Annotated in this window: 22 protein-coding genes; 19 read left to right on the top strand and 3 right to left on the bottom strand. The window is 42.3% G+C overall.

Annotated elements, in window-relative coordinates:
- Window positions 1-303: 303 nt before the first annotated feature.
- The 15 genes from infA to ACSBQP_RS18400 all read left to right on the top strand — a co-directional run bounded on the left by infA (window position 304) and on the right by ACSBQP_RS18400 (window position 9,450).
- Window positions 304-522 carry a translation initiation factor IF-1 gene (infA, locus tag ACSBQP_RS18470; RefSeq protein ID WP_003217190.1) on the top strand — a complete coding sequence of 73 codons (219 nt, stop codon included), beginning with the start codon at window positions 304-306 and terminating at the stop codon, window positions 520-522.
- A gap of 31 nt (window positions 523-553) precedes the next feature.
- Window positions 554-667, top strand: a complete 114-nt coding sequence (gene rpmJ, locus ACSBQP_RS18465; RefSeq protein ID WP_003156543.1) for a 50S ribosomal protein L36 — start codon at window positions 554-556, stop codon at window positions 665-667.
- Window positions 668-688: 21 nt separating this feature from the next.
- Complete coding sequence (rpsM, locus tag ACSBQP_RS18460) at window positions 689-1,054, top strand: 30S ribosomal protein S13 (protein WP_003217023.1); 366 nt, start codon at window positions 689-691, stop codon at window positions 1,052-1,054.
- A 20-nt stretch (window positions 1,055-1,074) separates the two neighbouring features.
- Window positions 1,075-1,470, top strand: a complete 396-nt coding sequence (gene rpsK, locus ACSBQP_RS18455; protein WP_003217231.1) for a 30S ribosomal protein S11 — start codon at window positions 1,075-1,077, stop codon at window positions 1,468-1,470.
- Window positions 1,471-1,645: 175 nt separating this feature from the next.
- A complete protein-coding gene (locus tag ACSBQP_RS18450) occupies window positions 1,646-2,590 on the top strand; it encodes a DNA-directed RNA polymerase subunit alpha (RefSeq protein ID WP_003217009.1) in 945 nt (314 codons plus the stop codon).
- A gap of 75 nt (window positions 2,591-2,665) precedes the next feature.
- The gene (rplQ, locus tag ACSBQP_RS18445) at window positions 2,666-3,028 is read left to right on the top strand and encodes a 50S ribosomal protein L17 (protein WP_003216944.1); all 363 of its coding nucleotides are present in this window, start codon (window positions 2,666-2,668) and stop codon (window positions 3,026-3,028) included.
- Between the two features lie 124 nt (window positions 3,029-3,152).
- Window positions 3,153-3,995, top strand: a complete 843-nt coding sequence (locus ACSBQP_RS18440) for an energy-coupling factor ABC transporter ATP-binding protein (RefSeq protein ID WP_008345218.1) — start codon at window positions 3,153-3,155, stop codon at window positions 3,993-3,995.
- Window positions 3,971-4,840: an energy-coupling factor ABC transporter ATP-binding protein gene (locus tag ACSBQP_RS18435; RefSeq protein WP_060780681.1), complete on the top strand. Its 870-nt coding sequence runs from the start codon at window positions 3,971-3,973 to the stop codon at window positions 4,838-4,840. Before ACSBQP_RS18440 ends, ACSBQP_RS18435 begins: the two co-directional genes overlap by 25 nt.
- Window positions 4,837-5,634 (top strand): energy-coupling factor transporter transmembrane component T family protein, encoded by a 798-nt coding sequence (locus ACSBQP_RS18430; protein WP_008345215.1) that lies wholly within the window; start codon window positions 4,837-4,839, stop codon window positions 5,632-5,634. Before ACSBQP_RS18435 ends, ACSBQP_RS18430 begins: the two co-directional genes overlap by 4 nt.
- A gap of 11 nt (window positions 5,635-5,645) precedes the next feature.
- Window positions 5,646-6,389 (top strand): tRNA pseudouridine(38-40) synthase TruA, encoded by a 744-nt coding sequence (gene truA / locus ACSBQP_RS18425; protein WP_046526523.1) that lies wholly within the window; start codon window positions 5,646-5,648, stop codon window positions 6,387-6,389.
- Window positions 6,390-6,553: 164 nt separating this feature from the next.
- Window positions 6,554-6,991, top strand: a complete 438-nt coding sequence (rplM, locus tag ACSBQP_RS18420) for a 50S ribosomal protein L13 (RefSeq protein ID WP_003217042.1) — start codon at window positions 6,554-6,556, stop codon at window positions 6,989-6,991.
- A gap of 20 nt (window positions 6,992-7,011) precedes the next feature.
- Window positions 7,012-7,404, top strand: coding sequence for a 30S ribosomal protein S9 (gene rpsI / locus ACSBQP_RS18415; protein WP_007496354.1), 393 nt, complete (start codon window positions 7,012-7,014; stop codon window positions 7,402-7,404).
- Between the two features lie 176 nt (window positions 7,405-7,580).
- Entirely contained in the window at window positions 7,581-8,096 is a 516-nt protein-coding gene (locus ACSBQP_RS18410) for a GNAT family N-acetyltransferase (RefSeq protein WP_046526522.1), read from the top strand.
- Between the two features lie 97 nt (window positions 8,097-8,193).
- Window positions 8,194-8,940 carry an amidohydrolase family protein gene (locus tag ACSBQP_RS18405; protein WP_435028696.1) on the top strand — a complete coding sequence of 249 codons (747 nt, stop codon included), beginning with the start codon at window positions 8,194-8,196 and terminating at the stop codon, window positions 8,938-8,940.
- A 36-nt stretch (window positions 8,941-8,976) separates the two neighbouring features.
- Entirely contained in the window at window positions 8,977-9,450 is a 474-nt protein-coding gene (locus ACSBQP_RS18400; RefSeq protein ID WP_435028695.1) for a GNAT family N-acetyltransferase, read from the top strand.
- Between the two features lie 28 nt (window positions 9,451-9,478).
- On the opposite strand, the gene ACSBQP_RS18395 is transcribed toward ACSBQP_RS18400, so the two are convergent.
- Entirely contained in the window at window positions 9,479-10,051 is a 573-nt protein-coding gene (locus ACSBQP_RS18395) for a DUF4825 domain-containing protein (protein WP_435028694.1), read from the bottom strand.
- Window positions 10,052-10,198: 147 nt separating this feature from the next.
- Here ACSBQP_RS18395 and ACSBQP_RS18390 point away from each other — a divergent pair, with 147 nt between their 5' ends.
- The 3 genes from ACSBQP_RS18390 to ACSBQP_RS18380 all read left to right on the top strand — a co-directional run bounded on the left by ACSBQP_RS18390 (window position 10,199) and on the right by ACSBQP_RS18380 (window position 12,576).
- A complete protein-coding gene (locus ACSBQP_RS18390) occupies window positions 10,199-10,642 on the top strand; it encodes a YbaK family protein (protein WP_065459689.1) in 444 nt (147 codons plus the stop codon).
- Between the two features lie 58 nt (window positions 10,643-10,700).
- On the top strand, window positions 10,701-11,414 hold the full coding sequence (gene cwlD, locus ACSBQP_RS18385) for an N-acetylmuramoyl-L-alanine amidase CwlD (RefSeq protein ID WP_017359175.1): 714 nt from the start codon (window positions 10,701-10,703) through the stop codon (window positions 11,412-11,414).
- A 103-nt stretch (window positions 11,415-11,517) separates the two neighbouring features.
- The gene (locus ACSBQP_RS18380; protein ID WP_008345199.1) at window positions 11,518-12,576 is read left to right on the top strand and encodes an Mrp/NBP35 family ATP-binding protein; all 1,059 of its coding nucleotides are present in this window, start codon (window positions 11,518-11,520) and stop codon (window positions 12,574-12,576) included.
- A gap of 38 nt (window positions 12,577-12,614) precedes the next feature.
- Here the strand turns inward: ACSBQP_RS18380 and gerD are convergent, their stop codons facing one another.
- Entirely contained in the window at window positions 12,615-13,193 is a 579-nt protein-coding gene (gerD, locus tag ACSBQP_RS18375) for a spore germination lipoprotein GerD (RefSeq protein WP_017359176.1), read from the bottom strand.
- A gap of 90 nt (window positions 13,194-13,283) precedes the next feature.
- Between gerD and ACSBQP_RS18370 the strand changes: the two genes are divergently transcribed.
- Window positions 13,284-13,886 (top strand): KinB-signaling pathway activation protein, encoded by a 603-nt coding sequence (locus ACSBQP_RS18370; protein ID WP_008345196.1) that lies wholly within the window; start codon window positions 13,284-13,286, stop codon window positions 13,884-13,886.
- On the opposite strand, the gene pdaB is transcribed toward ACSBQP_RS18370, so the two are convergent.
- Window positions 13,879-14,643 carry a polysaccharide deacetylase family sporulation protein PdaB gene (gene pdaB, locus ACSBQP_RS18365; RefSeq protein ID WP_035389113.1) on the bottom strand — a complete coding sequence of 255 codons (765 nt, stop codon included), beginning with the start codon at window positions 14,641-14,643 and terminating at the stop codon, window positions 13,879-13,881. The two genes, ACSBQP_RS18370 and pdaB, sit on opposite strands and share 8 nt — an antisense overlap.
- Window positions 14,644-15,019: the final 376 nt, after the last annotated feature.

The raw sequence follows: 15,019 nt of genomic DNA, 5'->3' as shown, positions 1-15,019 counted from the left end.
CTGAAGCCTTTCAGGCCCAAATCGGGCAGGTTGTCTGTATAGTCCAAGGAAAGAACAAGATCAGTATACAGTTGTCATCGGCGTGTTCGATGGCTGCCATGTACTAATCGCAGACGGAGAAAAGCGTAAATTCATTCTCCTAAGAAAAAATATCAATCATTTAACCTTTTATGATTGCGTATCTCCGGAAGTTCAGAACAGTATATTCAAAACAGGTCGGGTGATAGATGGACAATTGAGAACATCTCATTTGGACATTTATCAGAGAGCAAGTTACTGATTTGAAGAAGGGAGAACACTTGAATGGCGAAAGACGATGTAATTGAAGTGGAAGGTACTGTAGCAGAAACTTTGCCAAATGCAATGTTCAAAGTTGAACTAGAGAATGGTCATACAGTTTTGGCTCATGTATCAGGAAAAATCCGTATGCACTTCATTCGCATTTTACCTGGAGACAAAGTTACGGTAGAATTATCTCCATATGACTTAACTCGTGGTAGAATTACGTACCGTTACAAATAAAGCAACTCCGGAAGAAGGAGGTTGGAAACACATGAAAGTGAGACCATCTGTTAAACCTATCTGTGAAAAATGTAAAGTGATTCGCAGAAAAGGAAAAGTAATGGTGATCTGTGAAAACCCAAAACATAAACAAAAACAAGGCTAATAACAAGGAGGTGCCCAAATCATGGCTCGTATTGCTGGTGTAGATATTCCACGTGATAAGCGTGTTGTCATTTCTTTAACATATGTTTTTGGAATTGGTCGTACGACGGCTCAACAAGTCCTTAAAGAAGCAGGTGTTTCTGAAGACACTCGCGTTCGCGATCTAACTGAAGACGAACTAGGTAAAATCCGTGATATCATTGACAAACTTAAAGTAGAAGGTGACCTTCGTCGTGAAGTTTCACTTAACATTAAGCGTCTAATTGAAATCGGAAGCTACCGCGGAATCCGTCATCGTAGAGGACTTCCTGTTCGTGGACAAAACACAAAAAACAACGCGCGCACTCGTAAAGGTCCGCGTCGTACTGTAGCTAACAAGAAAAAATAAGTAAAGGAGGTAGTTAAAGAATGGCTGCTGCTCGTAAACAAAATACGCGTAAACGTCGCGTGAAAAAGAATATTGAAGCTGGAATCGCTCATATCCGTTCCACTTTCAACAACACGATTGTAACGATTACTGATGTTCATGGAAACGCAATTTCTTGGTCAAGTGCTGGTGCATTAGGATTCAGAGGTTCTCGTAAATCTACTCCTTTCGCTGCACAAATGGCTGCTGAAACTGCTGCTAAAGGTTCTATCGAACATGGTCTTAAAACACTTGAAGTAACTGTTAAAGGTCCTGGTTCTGGTCGTGAAGCTGCAATTCGTGCGCTTCAAGCTGCAGGTCTTGAAGTTACTGCAATCAGAGACGTAACTCCAGTTCCTCATAACGGATGCCGTCCACCAAAACGTCGCCGCGTGTAATTTGTTTGTATAGATTTTGTGTCCCTGTCAATAATGGGTTATGATACAGTTATTTATGAGACGAATACACGACTCGTTGCCTGAGCACATACGGGACTAAACAATGAGGAATTTCGGATGGAATCTCATATGATTCTATTCGAGGTTTCGACGTTTTGAAGGAGGGTTTTATTAGATGATCGAAATTGAAAAACCAAAAATCGAAACGGTTGAAATCAGCGACGATGCCAAGTATGGCAAGTTTGTCGTAGAGCCACTTGAGCGTGGATATGGTACCACTTTAGGGAACTCCCTTCGTCGTATCCTTTTATCCTCACTTCCTGGTGCAGCTGTAACATCGATCCAGATAGATGGTGTCTTACACGAATTCTCAACGATCGAAGGCGTGGTTGAAGATGTTACAACGATTATCTTAAACATTAAAAAGCTTGCACTCAAAATCTACTCTGAAGAAGAGAAGACGCTTGAAATTGATGTACAAGATGAAGGAACTGTAACAGCTGCTGATATTACACACGACAGCGATATTGAAATCTTAAATCCAGATCTTCACATCGCAACTCTTGGCAAAAATGCGAGCTTCCGTGTTCGTTTGACTGCACAAAGAGGTCGCGGGTATAATCCTGCTGATGCAAACAAAAGAGACGATCAGCCTATCGGCGTGATTCCGATCGACTCAATCTATACACCTGTATCTCGTGTAACTTATCAAGTGGAGAACACCCGTGTTGGGCAAATCACAAACTATGATAAATTAACACTAGATGTATGGACTGATGGAAGCACAGGACCGAAAGAAGCGATCGCTCTAGGTTCTAAGATTTTAACTGAACACCTAAATATTTTCGTTGGGTTAACTGACGAAGCTCAGCATGCAGAAATCATGGTTGAAAAAGAAGAAGACCAAAAAGAAAAAGTGCTTGAAATGACAATTGAAGAGCTTGATCTTTCTGTTCGTTCTTACAACTGTTTGAAGCGTGCGGGTATTAACACTGTTCAAGAGCTTGCTAACAAGACAGAAGAGGATATGATGAAAGTTCGTAACCTTGGACGTAAATCTCTTGAAGAAGTGAAAGCGAAACTAGAAGAACTTGGACTGGGTCTTCGTAAAGACGATTGACTAGTTTCATTGTGAACTAGGATTTTCGTGTGTTTTTTATTCATACAGCATCTCTAATTAAGGAGGGGACATCACATGGCATACAGAAAGCTAGGACGCACTAGTGCACAACGTAAAGCAATGCTTCGTGACCTAACGACTGATTTGATCATCAACGAACGCATCGAAACAACTGAAACACGTGCGAAAGAACTTCGCTCTGTAGTTGAAAAAATGATCACTCTTGGCAAACGCGGAGATCTTCATGCTCGCCGTCAAGCTGCAGCTTACATTCGTAACGAAGTAGCTAACGCTGAAACAAACCAAGATGCACTTCAAAAATTATTCGCTGACGTTGCAACTCGCTACGAAGATCGCCAAGGTGGATACACTCGTATCATGAAGCTTGGACCTCGTCGCGGCGATGGCGCACCAATGGCTGTCATTGAATTAGTTTAATCACATATCGTGTATCTAAGAAAGGGCGGGACAGTTCATAACTGGATCTATGCCCTTTTTTAGATACTACGGCTTTTTAGCAATAGGCAAAGTAGAGGTTGAGCTGAGAGGAGGTCCGGTAGAGATGGAGAAGACATTAATTGACGTAAAAGACATTGTATTTCGTTATCACAAAGATGCGGACAAGCCCGCTTTAGACCAAGTGTCATTGCATGTGAATCAAAATGAATGGCTTGCCATTGTTGGCCACAACGGTTCAGGTAAATCCACACTTGCCCGTGTACTGAATGGGCTCATTTTACCGGATGCAGGAACGGTCAAGGTTGGTGAGATTGAGCTGAAAGAAGAAAGTGTTTGGGATATTCGCAAAAAGGTCGGCATGGTCTTTCAAAACCCAGACAACCAATTCGTTGGCTCAACGGTTCGTGATGATGTGGCTTTTGGTTTAGAAAATAACGGGGTTGAGCGGGAATTGATGATAGAGCGTGTAGATTGGGCTGTCAAACAGGTCAATATGCAGGAGTTTCTTGATCAAGAGCCGCACCATCTATCAGGCGGGCAAAAGCAGAGAGTAGCGATCGCTGGTGTACTTGCCGCAAGCCCTGACATCATGATCTTGGATGAAGCAACATCAATGCTTGATCCGATTGGCCGTGAAGAAGTGTTAGAAACCGTCAGACTACTGAAGGAACAAGGAACGGTCACGGTCATTTCCATCACACATGATTTAGACGAGGCTGCGAAGGCAGACCGTGTCATTGTGATGAATGGCGGGAAGAAATTTGCCGAGGGAACACCAGAGGAAGTATTTGAACTAGATGAACAGCTGGTTCAGATTGGACTTGATCTGCCATTTTCCTACCGGTTGAGTAAGCAATTGAAGCAGCAAGGTGTGCCGCTTGCAAATGCCCATTTGACACAAGAAGGATTGGTGAAAGAGCTATGGACATTACGATCAAAGAATTAGAGCATCGTTATCAAATGAAAACGCCGTTTGAGCGTCTCGCTTTGTATGATGTCAATGCTTCCATCAAAGAAGGCAGCTATGTTGCTGTCATTGGTCATACGGGTTCTGGCAAGTCGACATTGCTGCAGCATTTAAATGGACTGCTCAAACCAACAAAGGGGAGCATTGCGCTTGGAGATACGGTCTTACAAGCCAATAAGAAGCAGAAGGAACTGAAATCTCTTCGCAAAAAGGTAGGTATCGTGTTTCAGTTTCCTGAACATCAGCTCTTTGAGGAGACGATTCTGAAGGATATCTGTTTTGGTCCGATGAACTTCGGCGTTCCAAAAGAAAAGGCAGAAGCCAAGGCTAAAGAGATGCTGCAGCTTGTAGGCCTTCCTGAATCCTTGTTATCTCGATCGCCCTTTGAATTAAGCGGTGGTCAAATGAGACGTGTGGCGATTGCAGGTGTTCTAGCGATGGAGCCAGAAGTGCTTGTGCTTGATGAGCCGACTGCGGGATTAGATCCACGCGGACGTAAAGAAATCATGGACATGTTCTATGAGCTTCATCAAAAAGCCAACCTGACGACGATCCTTGTGACACACAGTATGGAAGATGCCGCTCATTATGCGGATCAAATGATTGTGATGCACAAAGGAACAGTAAAAGCGACAGGTACGCCGAGGGAGCTATTTGCCAATCGTACAGACATGTCTTCTTTCGGACTGGACCTCCCGGAAACGATCAAATTCCAGCAGGCTGTCGAAGAAAAGCTTGGGATGACGTTTCCGAGACCGCTTCTGACCATGGATGAAATGGCAGAAGCCTTAACAGCTTTATATCAGGGGGACACGACATCATGATGGATAGTATGATTATCGGCAAATATGTGCCGGGTACATCTTTTGTCCATCGTCTTGATCCAAGGACAAAGCTGTTATCAATTTTCTTTTTTGTCTTTATTGTCTTTTTTGCGAATAACTACATCACTTACGGGCTTTTAGGTGTCTTCACTATTCTTGTGGTGATGGTGTCTCAGGTGCCGCTGTACTTTATTCTCAAAGGAATGAAACCCATCCTGTGGATTGTTCTGTTTACCTTTATTCTGCATATCTTCATGACAAAGGATGGCGCTTTGCTCTTTCACTTTGGTTTTCTGAATATTTATGAAGAAGGTCTAAAACAGGGGATTTTCATTTCACTCCGTTTTGTCTATCTCATCATGATGACAACACTTCTTACGTTGACCACAACACCTATTGAAGTGACAGACGGTATGGAGAAGTTGCTGCATCCTTTCCGTAAAATCAAGCTGCCTGTTCATGAGCTTGCTCTTATGATGTCTATCTCTCTTCGATTTATTCCGACTTTACTCGAAGAAACAGACAAAATCATGAAAGCCCAAATGGCAAGAGGTGTTGATTTTACAAGCGGACCCGTGAAAGATCGTTTAAAAGCGATTGTTCCATTGCTTGTCCCGCTTTTCGTCAGTGCGTTTAAGCGTGCGGAGGAATTGGCGACCGCTATGGAAGCGAGAGGCTACCGCGGGGGAGAAGGGCGTACGAAATACCGTCAGCTTGTCTGGGGCATGAAAGACACGTTCACGTTGCTTTTATTCATCCTGTTAACAGCACTCCTTGTGCTGCTTAGAAATTAGGTGATGCCTAGATGAAAGTAAAATGTACCGTATCATACGATGGGACACATTTTAAAGGGTATCAAGTGCAACCAGGACAGCGAACCATTCAGACGGAGATTGAATCTGCCCTTGCTAGAATGCATAAACAAGACGAACTGATTCCGATTGTGGCTTCTGGCCGGACAGACAGTGGTGTTCATGCAAAGGGGCAGGTCATCCATTTCGACACCCCGCTTGCCATCCCGATGGAAAGATGGCCTTTTGCCCTTAATAGTCTCCTGCCTGATGACATCAGGGTTCTAAAGGCTGAGAAAGTGAATGAATCGTTTCATGCACGTTTTAGTGTCGTTTCGAAGGAGTACCGTTATAGGGTCTCAACGGAAACGCACCAAAATGTGTTTACGAGACAGTATGCCTGTCACTATCCTTACCCGTTGGATGTCGACAAAATGAGAGAAGCTGCTGGGCACCTCATTGGCACACACGATTTCACAAGCTTTTGTGCGGCCAATACAGAGGTTCAAGACAAGGTGAGGGAGATTTACGCCCTTGAGTGGAAAAACGTCTCAGACGGGCTTGAAATGCGTGTGAGAGGGAATGGCTTTTTATACAACATGGTGCGAATTATAGCAGGCACGTTACTTGAAATTGGTTCTGGTAAATTTCACCCTGAGGAGATAAAAGCCATGCTTGCCGCCCGAAATCGCGAAGCGGCAGGCAAGACTGCGCCCAGTCACGGACTGTATTTATGGGAAGTTTTCTATGACAACTAAACCAGGTGTAACATGTTCTTGACACAGGAAGCAGAAAGTTATAAGATATCATATGGTATGTATTTCAACCCCACAAATAAGCCCCGGAAGACTTATCTGTGTTTTGAAATAGAACGTAGCATTTGATTCAGGAAAATTCATTGATTTATTTAGGAGGGAAACTCATGCGTACAACACCAATGGCGAACGCAAGCACAATTGAGCGCAAATGGCTAGTGGTTGATGCGGCAGGTAAGACTCTAGGTCGTCTTTCTACTGAAGTAGCATCACTTTTGCGCGGTAAGCACAAACCAACTTATACACCACACGTTGACACAGGTGATCACGTGATCATCATCAATGCTGAGAAAATTGAATTAACAGGTAAGAAATTGACGGACAAAATTTACTACCGTCATACGATGCACCCAGGTGGTTTGAAACAAAGAACTGCTCTTGAGATGCGTACAAACTACCCTGAAAAAATGTTGGAGCTTGCTATCAAAGGTATGCTTCCAAAGGGTCCACTAGGTCGTCAAATGTTCAAAAAATTAAATGTGTACCGTGGTTCTGAGCATCCACATCAAGCACAACAACCTGAAGTTTACGAACTTCGCGGTTAATTATAAGGGAGGTTAACAATTTGGCACAGGTTCAATATTACGGTACAGGTCGTCGTAAAAGTTCTGTAGCGCGCGTTCGCTTAGTTCCAGGTGAAGGCCGTATCGTCGTTAATAATCGTGAAATTACTGAATACATTCCATTCGCTGCTTTAATCGAAGACGTGAAACAGCCTTTGAACATCACAGAAACAGCTAACAGCTACGATGTTCTTGTAAATGTTCACGGTGGTGGATTCTCTGGTCAAGCTGGAGCAATTCGTCACGGTATCTCTCGTGCTCTTCTAGAAGTAGATCCTGAGTACCGTACACCACTTAAACGTGCTGGACTTCTTACTCGTGACTCTCGTATGAAAGAGCGTAAGAAATACGGTCTTAAAGGCGCACGTCGCGCACCTCAGTTCTCAAAACGTTAATCAATTTTATATTGTATGGACGTTTTACAAGGGTTTGTACAGACAAACCATATATGAAAAGCATCAGCATCCTGCTGGTGCTTTTTTATTTGTGTTTTTTTCTGTCTGGAAACATATAAAATAGGATCATAGTCAGGTTTCTGTTTAAAAAATGATGTTAAAGGGGGATGGCATTTATGAATCTAACGACAGAAAGATTTCTCATTCGACCGTTTATTGAGGATGATTGGCAGGATGTCTATGCATATACATCTGATCCGGTGGTGATGAAGTATATGCCAGAAGGTGTTTTTTCTAAAGAAGAGGCGCGGGATTTTGTCAAAAATAATCGTCTTGAGACGGCCAAGAATTTTGCTGTTCTATTAAAAGAAGATCATACATGCATCGGGCATATCGTGTTTCATCCTTACTTTGGTGAGCACACATATGAAATTGGCTGGGTCTTCAATTCTGCATATCAAAACAAAGGCTATGCATCAGAAGCTGCATTTGCTGTCCTACATCATGGTTTTCACACAATGAATTTACATCGAATCATTGCCACTTGTCAGCCTGAAAATGTGCCGTCATGGAGAGTGATGGAGAAAATGGGGATGAGAAGAGAGGGATATTTTAAAAAATGTATACCACAAGGAAATGAGTGGTGGGATGAGTTTTATTATGCCATCTTACGAGAGGAATGGAAAACTTGATAAGTTTTCATGATATGAAGTAATTCGTCATTCCAAATATCCCTTGGCTTTCTCTATTGATATAATCAGGTCAAATAAGCAGAAGAGGGGCGCGGGCATGAGGATCTTTGATGCACATTTTCATATCATTGATTTTGATTTTCCCATTCAAGAAAACCAAGGGTATACACCGCCGAGTTATGTGGTGAATGATTATAGGAGAGAGACGGCTGATTTAGGGATTGTAGGTGGAGCGATTGTGTCAGGCTCATTTCAGGGTTTTGATCAAGGCTATTTGTTGAAAGCACTAGATGAAATGGGACCGGCTTTTTGCGGTGTGACTCAATTACCTTTTACAGCAACTGATGATGAGATTGTTCAATTGAATCAACAAGGGGTAAAGGCTTTACGTTTTAATGTGAAGCGGGGCGGTTCGGAGGATATTTCAAAGCTCGACTATTTTGCGAGAAGGGTGTATGAGCTGGTGGGCTGGCATAGTGAGCTCTACATAGACGCCAAGCATCTCCCTGACATCTCCTCTACGCTTGAACAGCTGCCGGCCGTTTCGATTGATCATTTAGGCTTATCGGAAGAAGGCTTGCCGCATTTGCTCAAGCTGGTTGATAAAGGGGTTCGTGTGAAAGCAACGGGCTTTGGGCGTGTTGATTTAAAGGTCGAACAGGCATTGACGTCTATTTATCAAACGAATCCTGATGCACTGATGTTTGGTACAGATCTTCCATCTACAAGGGCGAAACGTCCATTTGAATCCGGTGATGTTGAATTGGTTCAACAGATGTTTGATGAGGAAGCGGTGGATAAAATTTTATATGAGAACGCTATCAATTGGTATTTTGGCAAATGAATAAAGGTTTCCATTCCGTGATAGGAGGTGTGTTCATTGAATCTGAATCAATTGACATTTAGAGAAGCCGTCCAAGGAGACCTCGACAACATCGTTTTGATGCTTTCAGACGACAAATTAGGCCAAAAGAGAGAACGTTACACTCGTCCATTATTAGAAAGCTACCTCAATGCCTTTCATTCGATCGAAGCGGATCCCAATATTGAACTAATCGTGGCTTGTGATCGGGAAGAGGTAGTCGGTGTTCTCCAATTAACAATGAGTCCATTTCTAACGTATCAAGGAGGATGGAGAGCTTCAATAGAAGGAGTTCGTACAGCCACGACTCATAGAGGAAGAGGAATTGGCACATTGTTGATCAAACGGGCTATTCAACGCGCAAGTGACCGCGGCTGTCATATGATTCAGCTGACAACTGACAAACAGAGGCCAGAAGCACGCCGTTTTTACGAAAAGTTGGGATTTGAAGCTACGCATGATGGGATGAAACTGCATCTTGATTTCAAATAAAAAGCAGAAGGTGGCATCCCTCTGCTTTTTATGATTGTTTCACCGCAAACGCTTTGTATACATCTTGACGTTTATCTTTTGACTTCACAACTCCATCAACCAGTTCCTTTTGCCAAAGGGCTGTATCGTCTTTGTACACTTTAAAAGAGTGAGGCAGCTTTTTTTCTAGCTGTTTTCTTTTAAACGTGACGGATGGCTCGTCTTTAGCGTTCATCTGGAGTGTCACTTGCTCCACGTTATCGATAAGAATAAAAAGTGCCAATGCATTATATAAGTAGTTTTTTTCAATCGTATCCTTCTTATCAAACCAAAATGAATCAAATTGTTCTTCTGTATCATTGGTATTTTCTTTCACGCCGTATGTCACTTTTAGCGCTTTTTCATCTACGATTTCATACTCGCGAATCACGTTACCTGGAAGATCTGATAAAATAGCGCCGGCTGCTCCATTGTCTCCAATATAAGAATTTTTGTGTTTGGAGAGCTGTTTTAATGATATGTCTTCTATACCTTTTATGTCGCTCTTCTGCTCGGTCGCTTGACTGCCGCATCCAGATAAGACGACTGTTAGTAGCAACAGGATATACATCCATTTCTTCATGAATTTTGCCCCTTTTCTATTCTTTCTATATATAAATGTTCATTTTATCACAATTTTCCAATCCGTTAGCGCATTGATTTCCATTTACTGAACTGCATGTTTTGTTCAAACCAACGAACAATACAAAGAAAAAAAGGAGTTCAGTCCATGGCAGAAGTGCTTTCATTTTATCAATTGAAAACAAAACGAGATGTCACGCTTGAAAAGAAGCTGTTGCGTACATTGTCTCTTCAACAGGTGACGGTCGCTTCCGAGAAATTCACGAAGAAGCTGTTCCCATTTGCAGATGATCCAGCTGGGATTATGAGTGATGGCTGTATTGATTTCGCCATTGAGGCTTTTTTAGCAGGTGGGAGATACGGTGAGTCGAGTAAGTATGGTGAATCATTCGATGATATAAAGAAGCGGTCAGTTCATGAAGAAAATGAGCTGGTTGAGGAGCTAGCAGGGTGTTTGCAATCGTGGGGGAATATGTTCCGAATGGAGCGTAAGATGTCGTGTCTGTATCCATTTGCGAAGGAATTTTTAAGCATATGGTGGAAGGAAGGCTTTCGGGAATCAGAAAAAAGGCATAAGCTTCGACTGCACTAAGCATATTTCCAGCCCTTGTCCCATATCTATAAAATAATGGTGTATGGGAGGGACAGGGATGAAAAGAAAGCTGAAATGGACAGGGTTTTTAATCGGGTTTATTGTCCTCTTATTCTTATTCAGATTTCAGTTTCTAAATGATGATTCGTGGAAATCGTGGAACTTGCCTTTGAGCGGCAAGATCATCTATTTAGATCCGGGGCACGGCGGTCCAGATGGCGGGGCTGTAGGAGGAGAGCTGCTCGAAAAAGAGATTGCACTAGATGTGTCCATGAAGATAAGAGACTATTTGCAGGAGCAGGGAGCGCTTGTTCTCATGACCCGGGAGGATGACTCTGATTTATCATCAAAGAATACAAAGGGTTATGCCCGAAAGAAAGCGGAGGATTTAAGAAACCGTGTGAAAGTCATCAATGAGTCTGAAGCGGATCTCTATTTAAGTATTCATTTAAATGCGATCCCATCGAACAAATGGAGCGGGGCACAGACGTTCTTTTACGGAAAGTATGAAGAGAATGAAAAAGCAGCGAAGTTCATTCAAGATGAATTGCGCAACAACCTTGAAAACACAGATCGCAAGGCGAAGCGAATCAATGGGATTTATTTAATGCAAAATGTCACGAAGCCAGGAGCGCTTGTCGAAATAGGATTTTTATCGAATCCAAAAGAGGCTGGTCAGCTGGCGACTCCTAAATATCAGGATCAAATTGCTGCTTCGATTTATAAAGGCATTTTAAGATATTTAACAGAGCAAAAAGAGCCGCCTGAATAAGGGGCTTTTTCCTGTTTATCGCAGGCAAAGAGGACAGACATTGTAAGGATATGTATGATATACTTGGATTGTAAACGAATTCAATAAAGGGTGAGGTTCTGCTATGATCGGACAAGATGATGTGAGAAAACTAGTTGGGAAGATGGACGAACCTTTCCTTCATATACCGCTTGGTGAGCTGGATGCCATCAAGGAAATCAGCCTAAAGCCTGAAAAAGAACATGTGAGCTTAAAAGTGGCGATTGCCAAGACAGGCACTGCTGAGCAGATGAAGCTGCAGCAAGACATCGTACAAGCTTTAAAAGCAGCGGGCGCGAACACTGTAGGACTTCGTTTTGAAGAACTGCCTCAAGAAACGCTTGAAAAATTTATGCCGTCACAGGATGAGGAAGAAAATTTGCTCAACTCTAAAAATCCGCCTGTGTTCTTAGCGATTGCGAGTGGAAAAGGCGGAGTTGGGAAATCAACTGTTTCCGTTAACCTGGCTGTGGCACTGGCTCGTCTAGGGAAAAAAGTGGGACTGATCGATGCTGATATTTACGGCTTTAGCGTACCGGATATGATGGGAATCACCGTCAGACCGACAGTTAAAGGGGAAAAGATTATTCCTGTGGAACGCTTTGGCGTCAAAGTGATTTCAATGGGCTTTTTTGTTGAAGAAAACGCACCGGTCATTTGGAGAGGACCGATGCTTGGTAAAATGCTAAATAATTTCTTCCACGAAGTAGAGTGGGGAGAATTAGATTACTTACTATTAGACCTTCCGCCTGGAACAGGTGATGTGGCACTTGATATTCATACGATGCTTCCGAGCTGTAAAGAAATCATTGTGACAACACCGCATCCAACAGCGGCTTTCGTTGCTGCTAGAGCAGGCGCAATGGCACTGCAAACAGATCACGAGGTGCTAGGGGTCGTTGAGAATATGAGTTACTATGAAAGCAAAAAAACAGGTGAGAAGGAATATGTCTTTGGAAAGGGCGGCGGGGACAAGCTGGCGGAGGAGCTGCGAGTATCAGTCCTTGGTCAAATCCCTTTAAGACAGCCTGATTGGAATGAGGACGATTTTGCACCTTCCGTCTATGATGCGAGTCATCCGACAGGGGAAGTGTATCAACACATTGCCAATAAAGTCATTGAACAATTAACAGTGAAAGCATAATGAAAGCCCGAGTGGACCTTGTGCCACTCGGGTGATGTTTAACTGCCGTTTCCTTGTGAACCGGAATCATTGCTGCTTTCAGAGACTGCTTTTTTTAGCTCATCTTCGAATTTCTTCTTATAAAGAGGGCTGCTCAATGTTTCGGTGATGACTTTCTCTAAGTGCTTTCTGAACTCTTTGCTTTTGACCAGTTCACCGTATTTCTTTTCCATTTCAGGATCCTTGAGAATATCCATCATCATTTGTTGATAGTCAGGGTCCTTCATCAATTGTTTTAACATCTTTTCATGCTGTTGCTGCATGGATTTTGCGAAAGTCTCGGCAAATTTAGAATCCTCAAAGACCTTCTTCCAGAACTCTTTGCCTTTATCAGAAGTTAGTGTTTTCTCTATTGTTTTTTTCACAGTTTGTTCATCCATTACCAAAGCTTCATTCATTGCCTCGTCATTTAATAACTGTTGAATGGCCTTTTTACCGTCATCTGTTTTCAAAATATCGACGACCATTTTTTTCGTTTCGTCATAGTCCATATTAGATGAGGATTGGGTTTTGGGAGCACAAGCTGTTAGAGATAAAAGAAGAAAACAGCTCATTATACGCAAGATGCCTTTTGACATACTGTGGCTCCTTTCGTTACATGTCTTACTTTTAATATGAATGTTTCACGTGAATTTATACATAACAAAAATAGGGGTTGGGTCAATTCAATGAAAAGTCGGGATTTAGTTCGTTTTTTCTTCTCTGTGCTGGCTGTTGGAGCGGTCATTACAAGCGTGGTAGGTTTTGCGCTGGAGTGGGGGAAATATCAGAAGCTGTTTGTATCGTTTGAGATTTTAGAGATTGCGTCTGTGTTATTTTGGTTTATTGGTGTGGGGATGATCTTTAGTGTAATCAGTCAGATGGGGTTTGTTGTCTTTTTGACAGTGCACCGGTTTGCACTGGAGATTTTCAGGTCGCATTCTTTATGGAATACCATTCAGTTATTCCTTGTGATTTTCGTGCTGTTTGATTTAGCTTATTTGCGGTTTTTGTTTTTCGGGGAGAATGAATCATTTCTTCCATACTTATGGCTGCCTGTTTTTATCGGTGTGTTTGCATTGATCGTGTCTTATTTTAAACAGCAGCAGTCCTCTAAGAAAACATTTATTTCTGCAATGTTTCTCATGGTCGTCATCACGTCGTTAGAATGGTTTCCGGCGCTTAGAGTCAATGAAGAGGACTGGCTGTATTTAATGCTATTCCCGCTATTAGGTTGTAATGCGTTTCAGTTGTTAGCTATGCCGCGGTTTTCAAAAGCAAAAGCTACTTAACCTCAGTTGACTTTGTTTTTGTATTAGAGATAAGTTCGCCAACCGTGATGTTTCTTAAATTCTTATCTTTTAAGTGTTTTAAAATAGCTGGTAAGGCTTGAGCGGTTTGGGTGGCTGAATCTGAGGCGTGAAGGAGAATGATGTCTCCGCTTTTCATTCGATCATTTACATTATGAACAATCTGGTCGACGCCCGGGTTCAGCCAATCTTGAGAATTGATGCTGTAATGGACAACGGTATAGCCATACTGTGTTGCAATTTTCAATACCGTTTCATTAAATTGCCCAGTTGGCGGTCTTAATAATTGAATGTCTTCCAGTCCAAGCTTTTGAAATGTATTTTGTGCACGGACAAGATCACGCTTAATTTCGTTTTCTTCAAGCTGGCTATAATTTTTATATGCATAGCCAAGGCTGCCAATTTGATGGCCATCCTCTTTAATCCTTTTCACAATATCCGGGTGACGCTCAGCCCAAGAAGCAGACAGAAAGAAAGTGGCGTTCTTTATATCGTACTCTCGGAGGACATTTAAAATAGGAACAGCCTTCTCGTCTCCCCAGCCAATATTAAACGTAAGGGATGCATGTTTTGATGAGGTCTCTCCTTTATAAATCGCTCGGGGTCCTTGTTCTGTTTTAAATACCGACAGCGGCGGTGCCTTTTGTACATAAAAAAAGGTTGCAGCTGCAAGGGCTGCTACAAGAATAATGACTACTTGCTTCAGCCGTTTAATAGGCAACACATATAATCGACTCAATTCAAACACTCCTGCCTTGTCCAAGATTGTTACTTGATTGTATGCAGGACAAGGGTTTGGCATGCACGATAAAACTATTTTAAAAAAAGTTCTGAAAAGGCGTTGACCAACAGAATGTTTTCGTGATATATTATTAATCGTCGCTGACACACAGTGACAAACACAAACGCTTCGGGAAATAAACTTGAAAAAAGTTGTTGACATAAGATGAAGCGAAATGTTATATTATTAAAGCCGCTAAGAACGGCAAAGATGATCTTTGAAAACTAAACAAGACAAAACGTACCTGTTAATTCGAGTTTTTATAAAAAAATCCTATGATACATCATAGGTAGTCAGTCAAACGCTGACGAGGCAGGAAATGATCACATGCTAA

Origin of the sequence: Bacillus sp. G402, from assembly GCF_051172515.1 — a bacterium.
GTDB classification, from domain to species: domain Bacteria; phylum Bacillota; class Bacilli; order Bacillales; family Bacillaceae; genus Bacillus; species Bacillus altitudinis.
This window is presented reverse-complemented; position numbering and strand designations above follow the sequence as displayed.

Bases quoted from the DNA above. Each gene is read 5' to 3' on its own strand.
- infA (WP_003217190.1), top strand. From the start codon at position 304: ATGGCGAAAGACGATGTAATTGAAGTGGAAGGTACTGTAGCAGAAACT.
- rpmJ (WP_003156543.1), top strand. From the start codon at position 554: ATGAAAGTGAGACCATCTGTTAAACCTATCTGTGAAAAATGTAAAGTG.
- rpsM (WP_003217023.1), top strand. From the start codon at position 689: ATGGCTCGTATTGCTGGTGTAGATATTCCACGTGATAAGCGTGTTGTC.
- rpsK (WP_003217231.1), top strand. From the start codon at position 1,075: ATGGCTGCTGCTCGTAAACAAAATACGCGTAAACGTCGCGTGAAAAAG.
- ACSBQP_RS18450 (WP_003217009.1), top strand. From the start codon at position 1,646: ATGATCGAAATTGAAAAACCAAAAATCGAAACGGTTGAAATCAGCGAC.
- rplQ (WP_003216944.1), top strand. From the start codon at position 2,666: ATGGCATACAGAAAGCTAGGACGCACTAGTGCACAACGTAAAGCAATG.
- ACSBQP_RS18440 (WP_008345218.1), top strand. From the start codon at position 3,153: ATGGAGAAGACATTAATTGACGTAAAAGACATTGTATTTCGTTATCAC.
- ACSBQP_RS18435 (WP_060780681.1), top strand. From the start codon at position 3,971: ATGGACATTACGATCAAAGAATTAGAGCATCGTTATCAAATGAAAACG.
- ACSBQP_RS18430 (WP_008345215.1), top strand. From the start codon at position 4,837: ATGATGGATAGTATGATTATCGGCAAATATGTGCCGGGTACATCTTTT.
- truA (WP_046526523.1), top strand. From the start codon at position 5,646: ATGAAAGTAAAATGTACCGTATCATACGATGGGACACATTTTAAAGGG.
- rplM (WP_003217042.1), top strand. From the start codon at position 6,554: ATGCGTACAACACCAATGGCGAACGCAAGCACAATTGAGCGCAAATGG.
- ACSBQP_RS18410 (WP_046526522.1), top strand. From the start codon at position 7,581: ATGAATCTAACGACAGAAAGATTTCTCATTCGACCGTTTATTGAGGAT.
- ACSBQP_RS18405 (WP_435028696.1), top strand. From the start codon at position 8,194: ATGAGGATCTTTGATGCACATTTTCATATCATTGATTTTGATTTTCCC.
- ACSBQP_RS18395 (WP_435028694.1), bottom strand. From the start codon at position 10,051: ATGAAGAAATGGATGTATATCCTGTTGCTACTAACAGTCGTCTTATCT.
- ACSBQP_RS18390 (WP_065459689.1), top strand. From the start codon at position 10,199: ATGGCAGAAGTGCTTTCATTTTATCAATTGAAAACAAAACGAGATGTC.
- cwlD (WP_017359175.1), top strand. From the start codon at position 10,701: ATGAAAAGAAAGCTGAAATGGACAGGGTTTTTAATCGGGTTTATTGTC.
- ACSBQP_RS18380 (WP_008345199.1), top strand. From the start codon at position 11,518: ATGATCGGACAAGATGATGTGAGAAAACTAGTTGGGAAGATGGACGAA.
- gerD (WP_017359176.1), bottom strand. From the start codon at position 13,193: ATGTCAAAAGGCATCTTGCGTATAATGAGCTGTTTTCTTCTTTTATCT.
- ACSBQP_RS18370 (WP_008345196.1), top strand. From the start codon at position 13,284: ATGAAAAGTCGGGATTTAGTTCGTTTTTTCTTCTCTGTGCTGGCTGTT.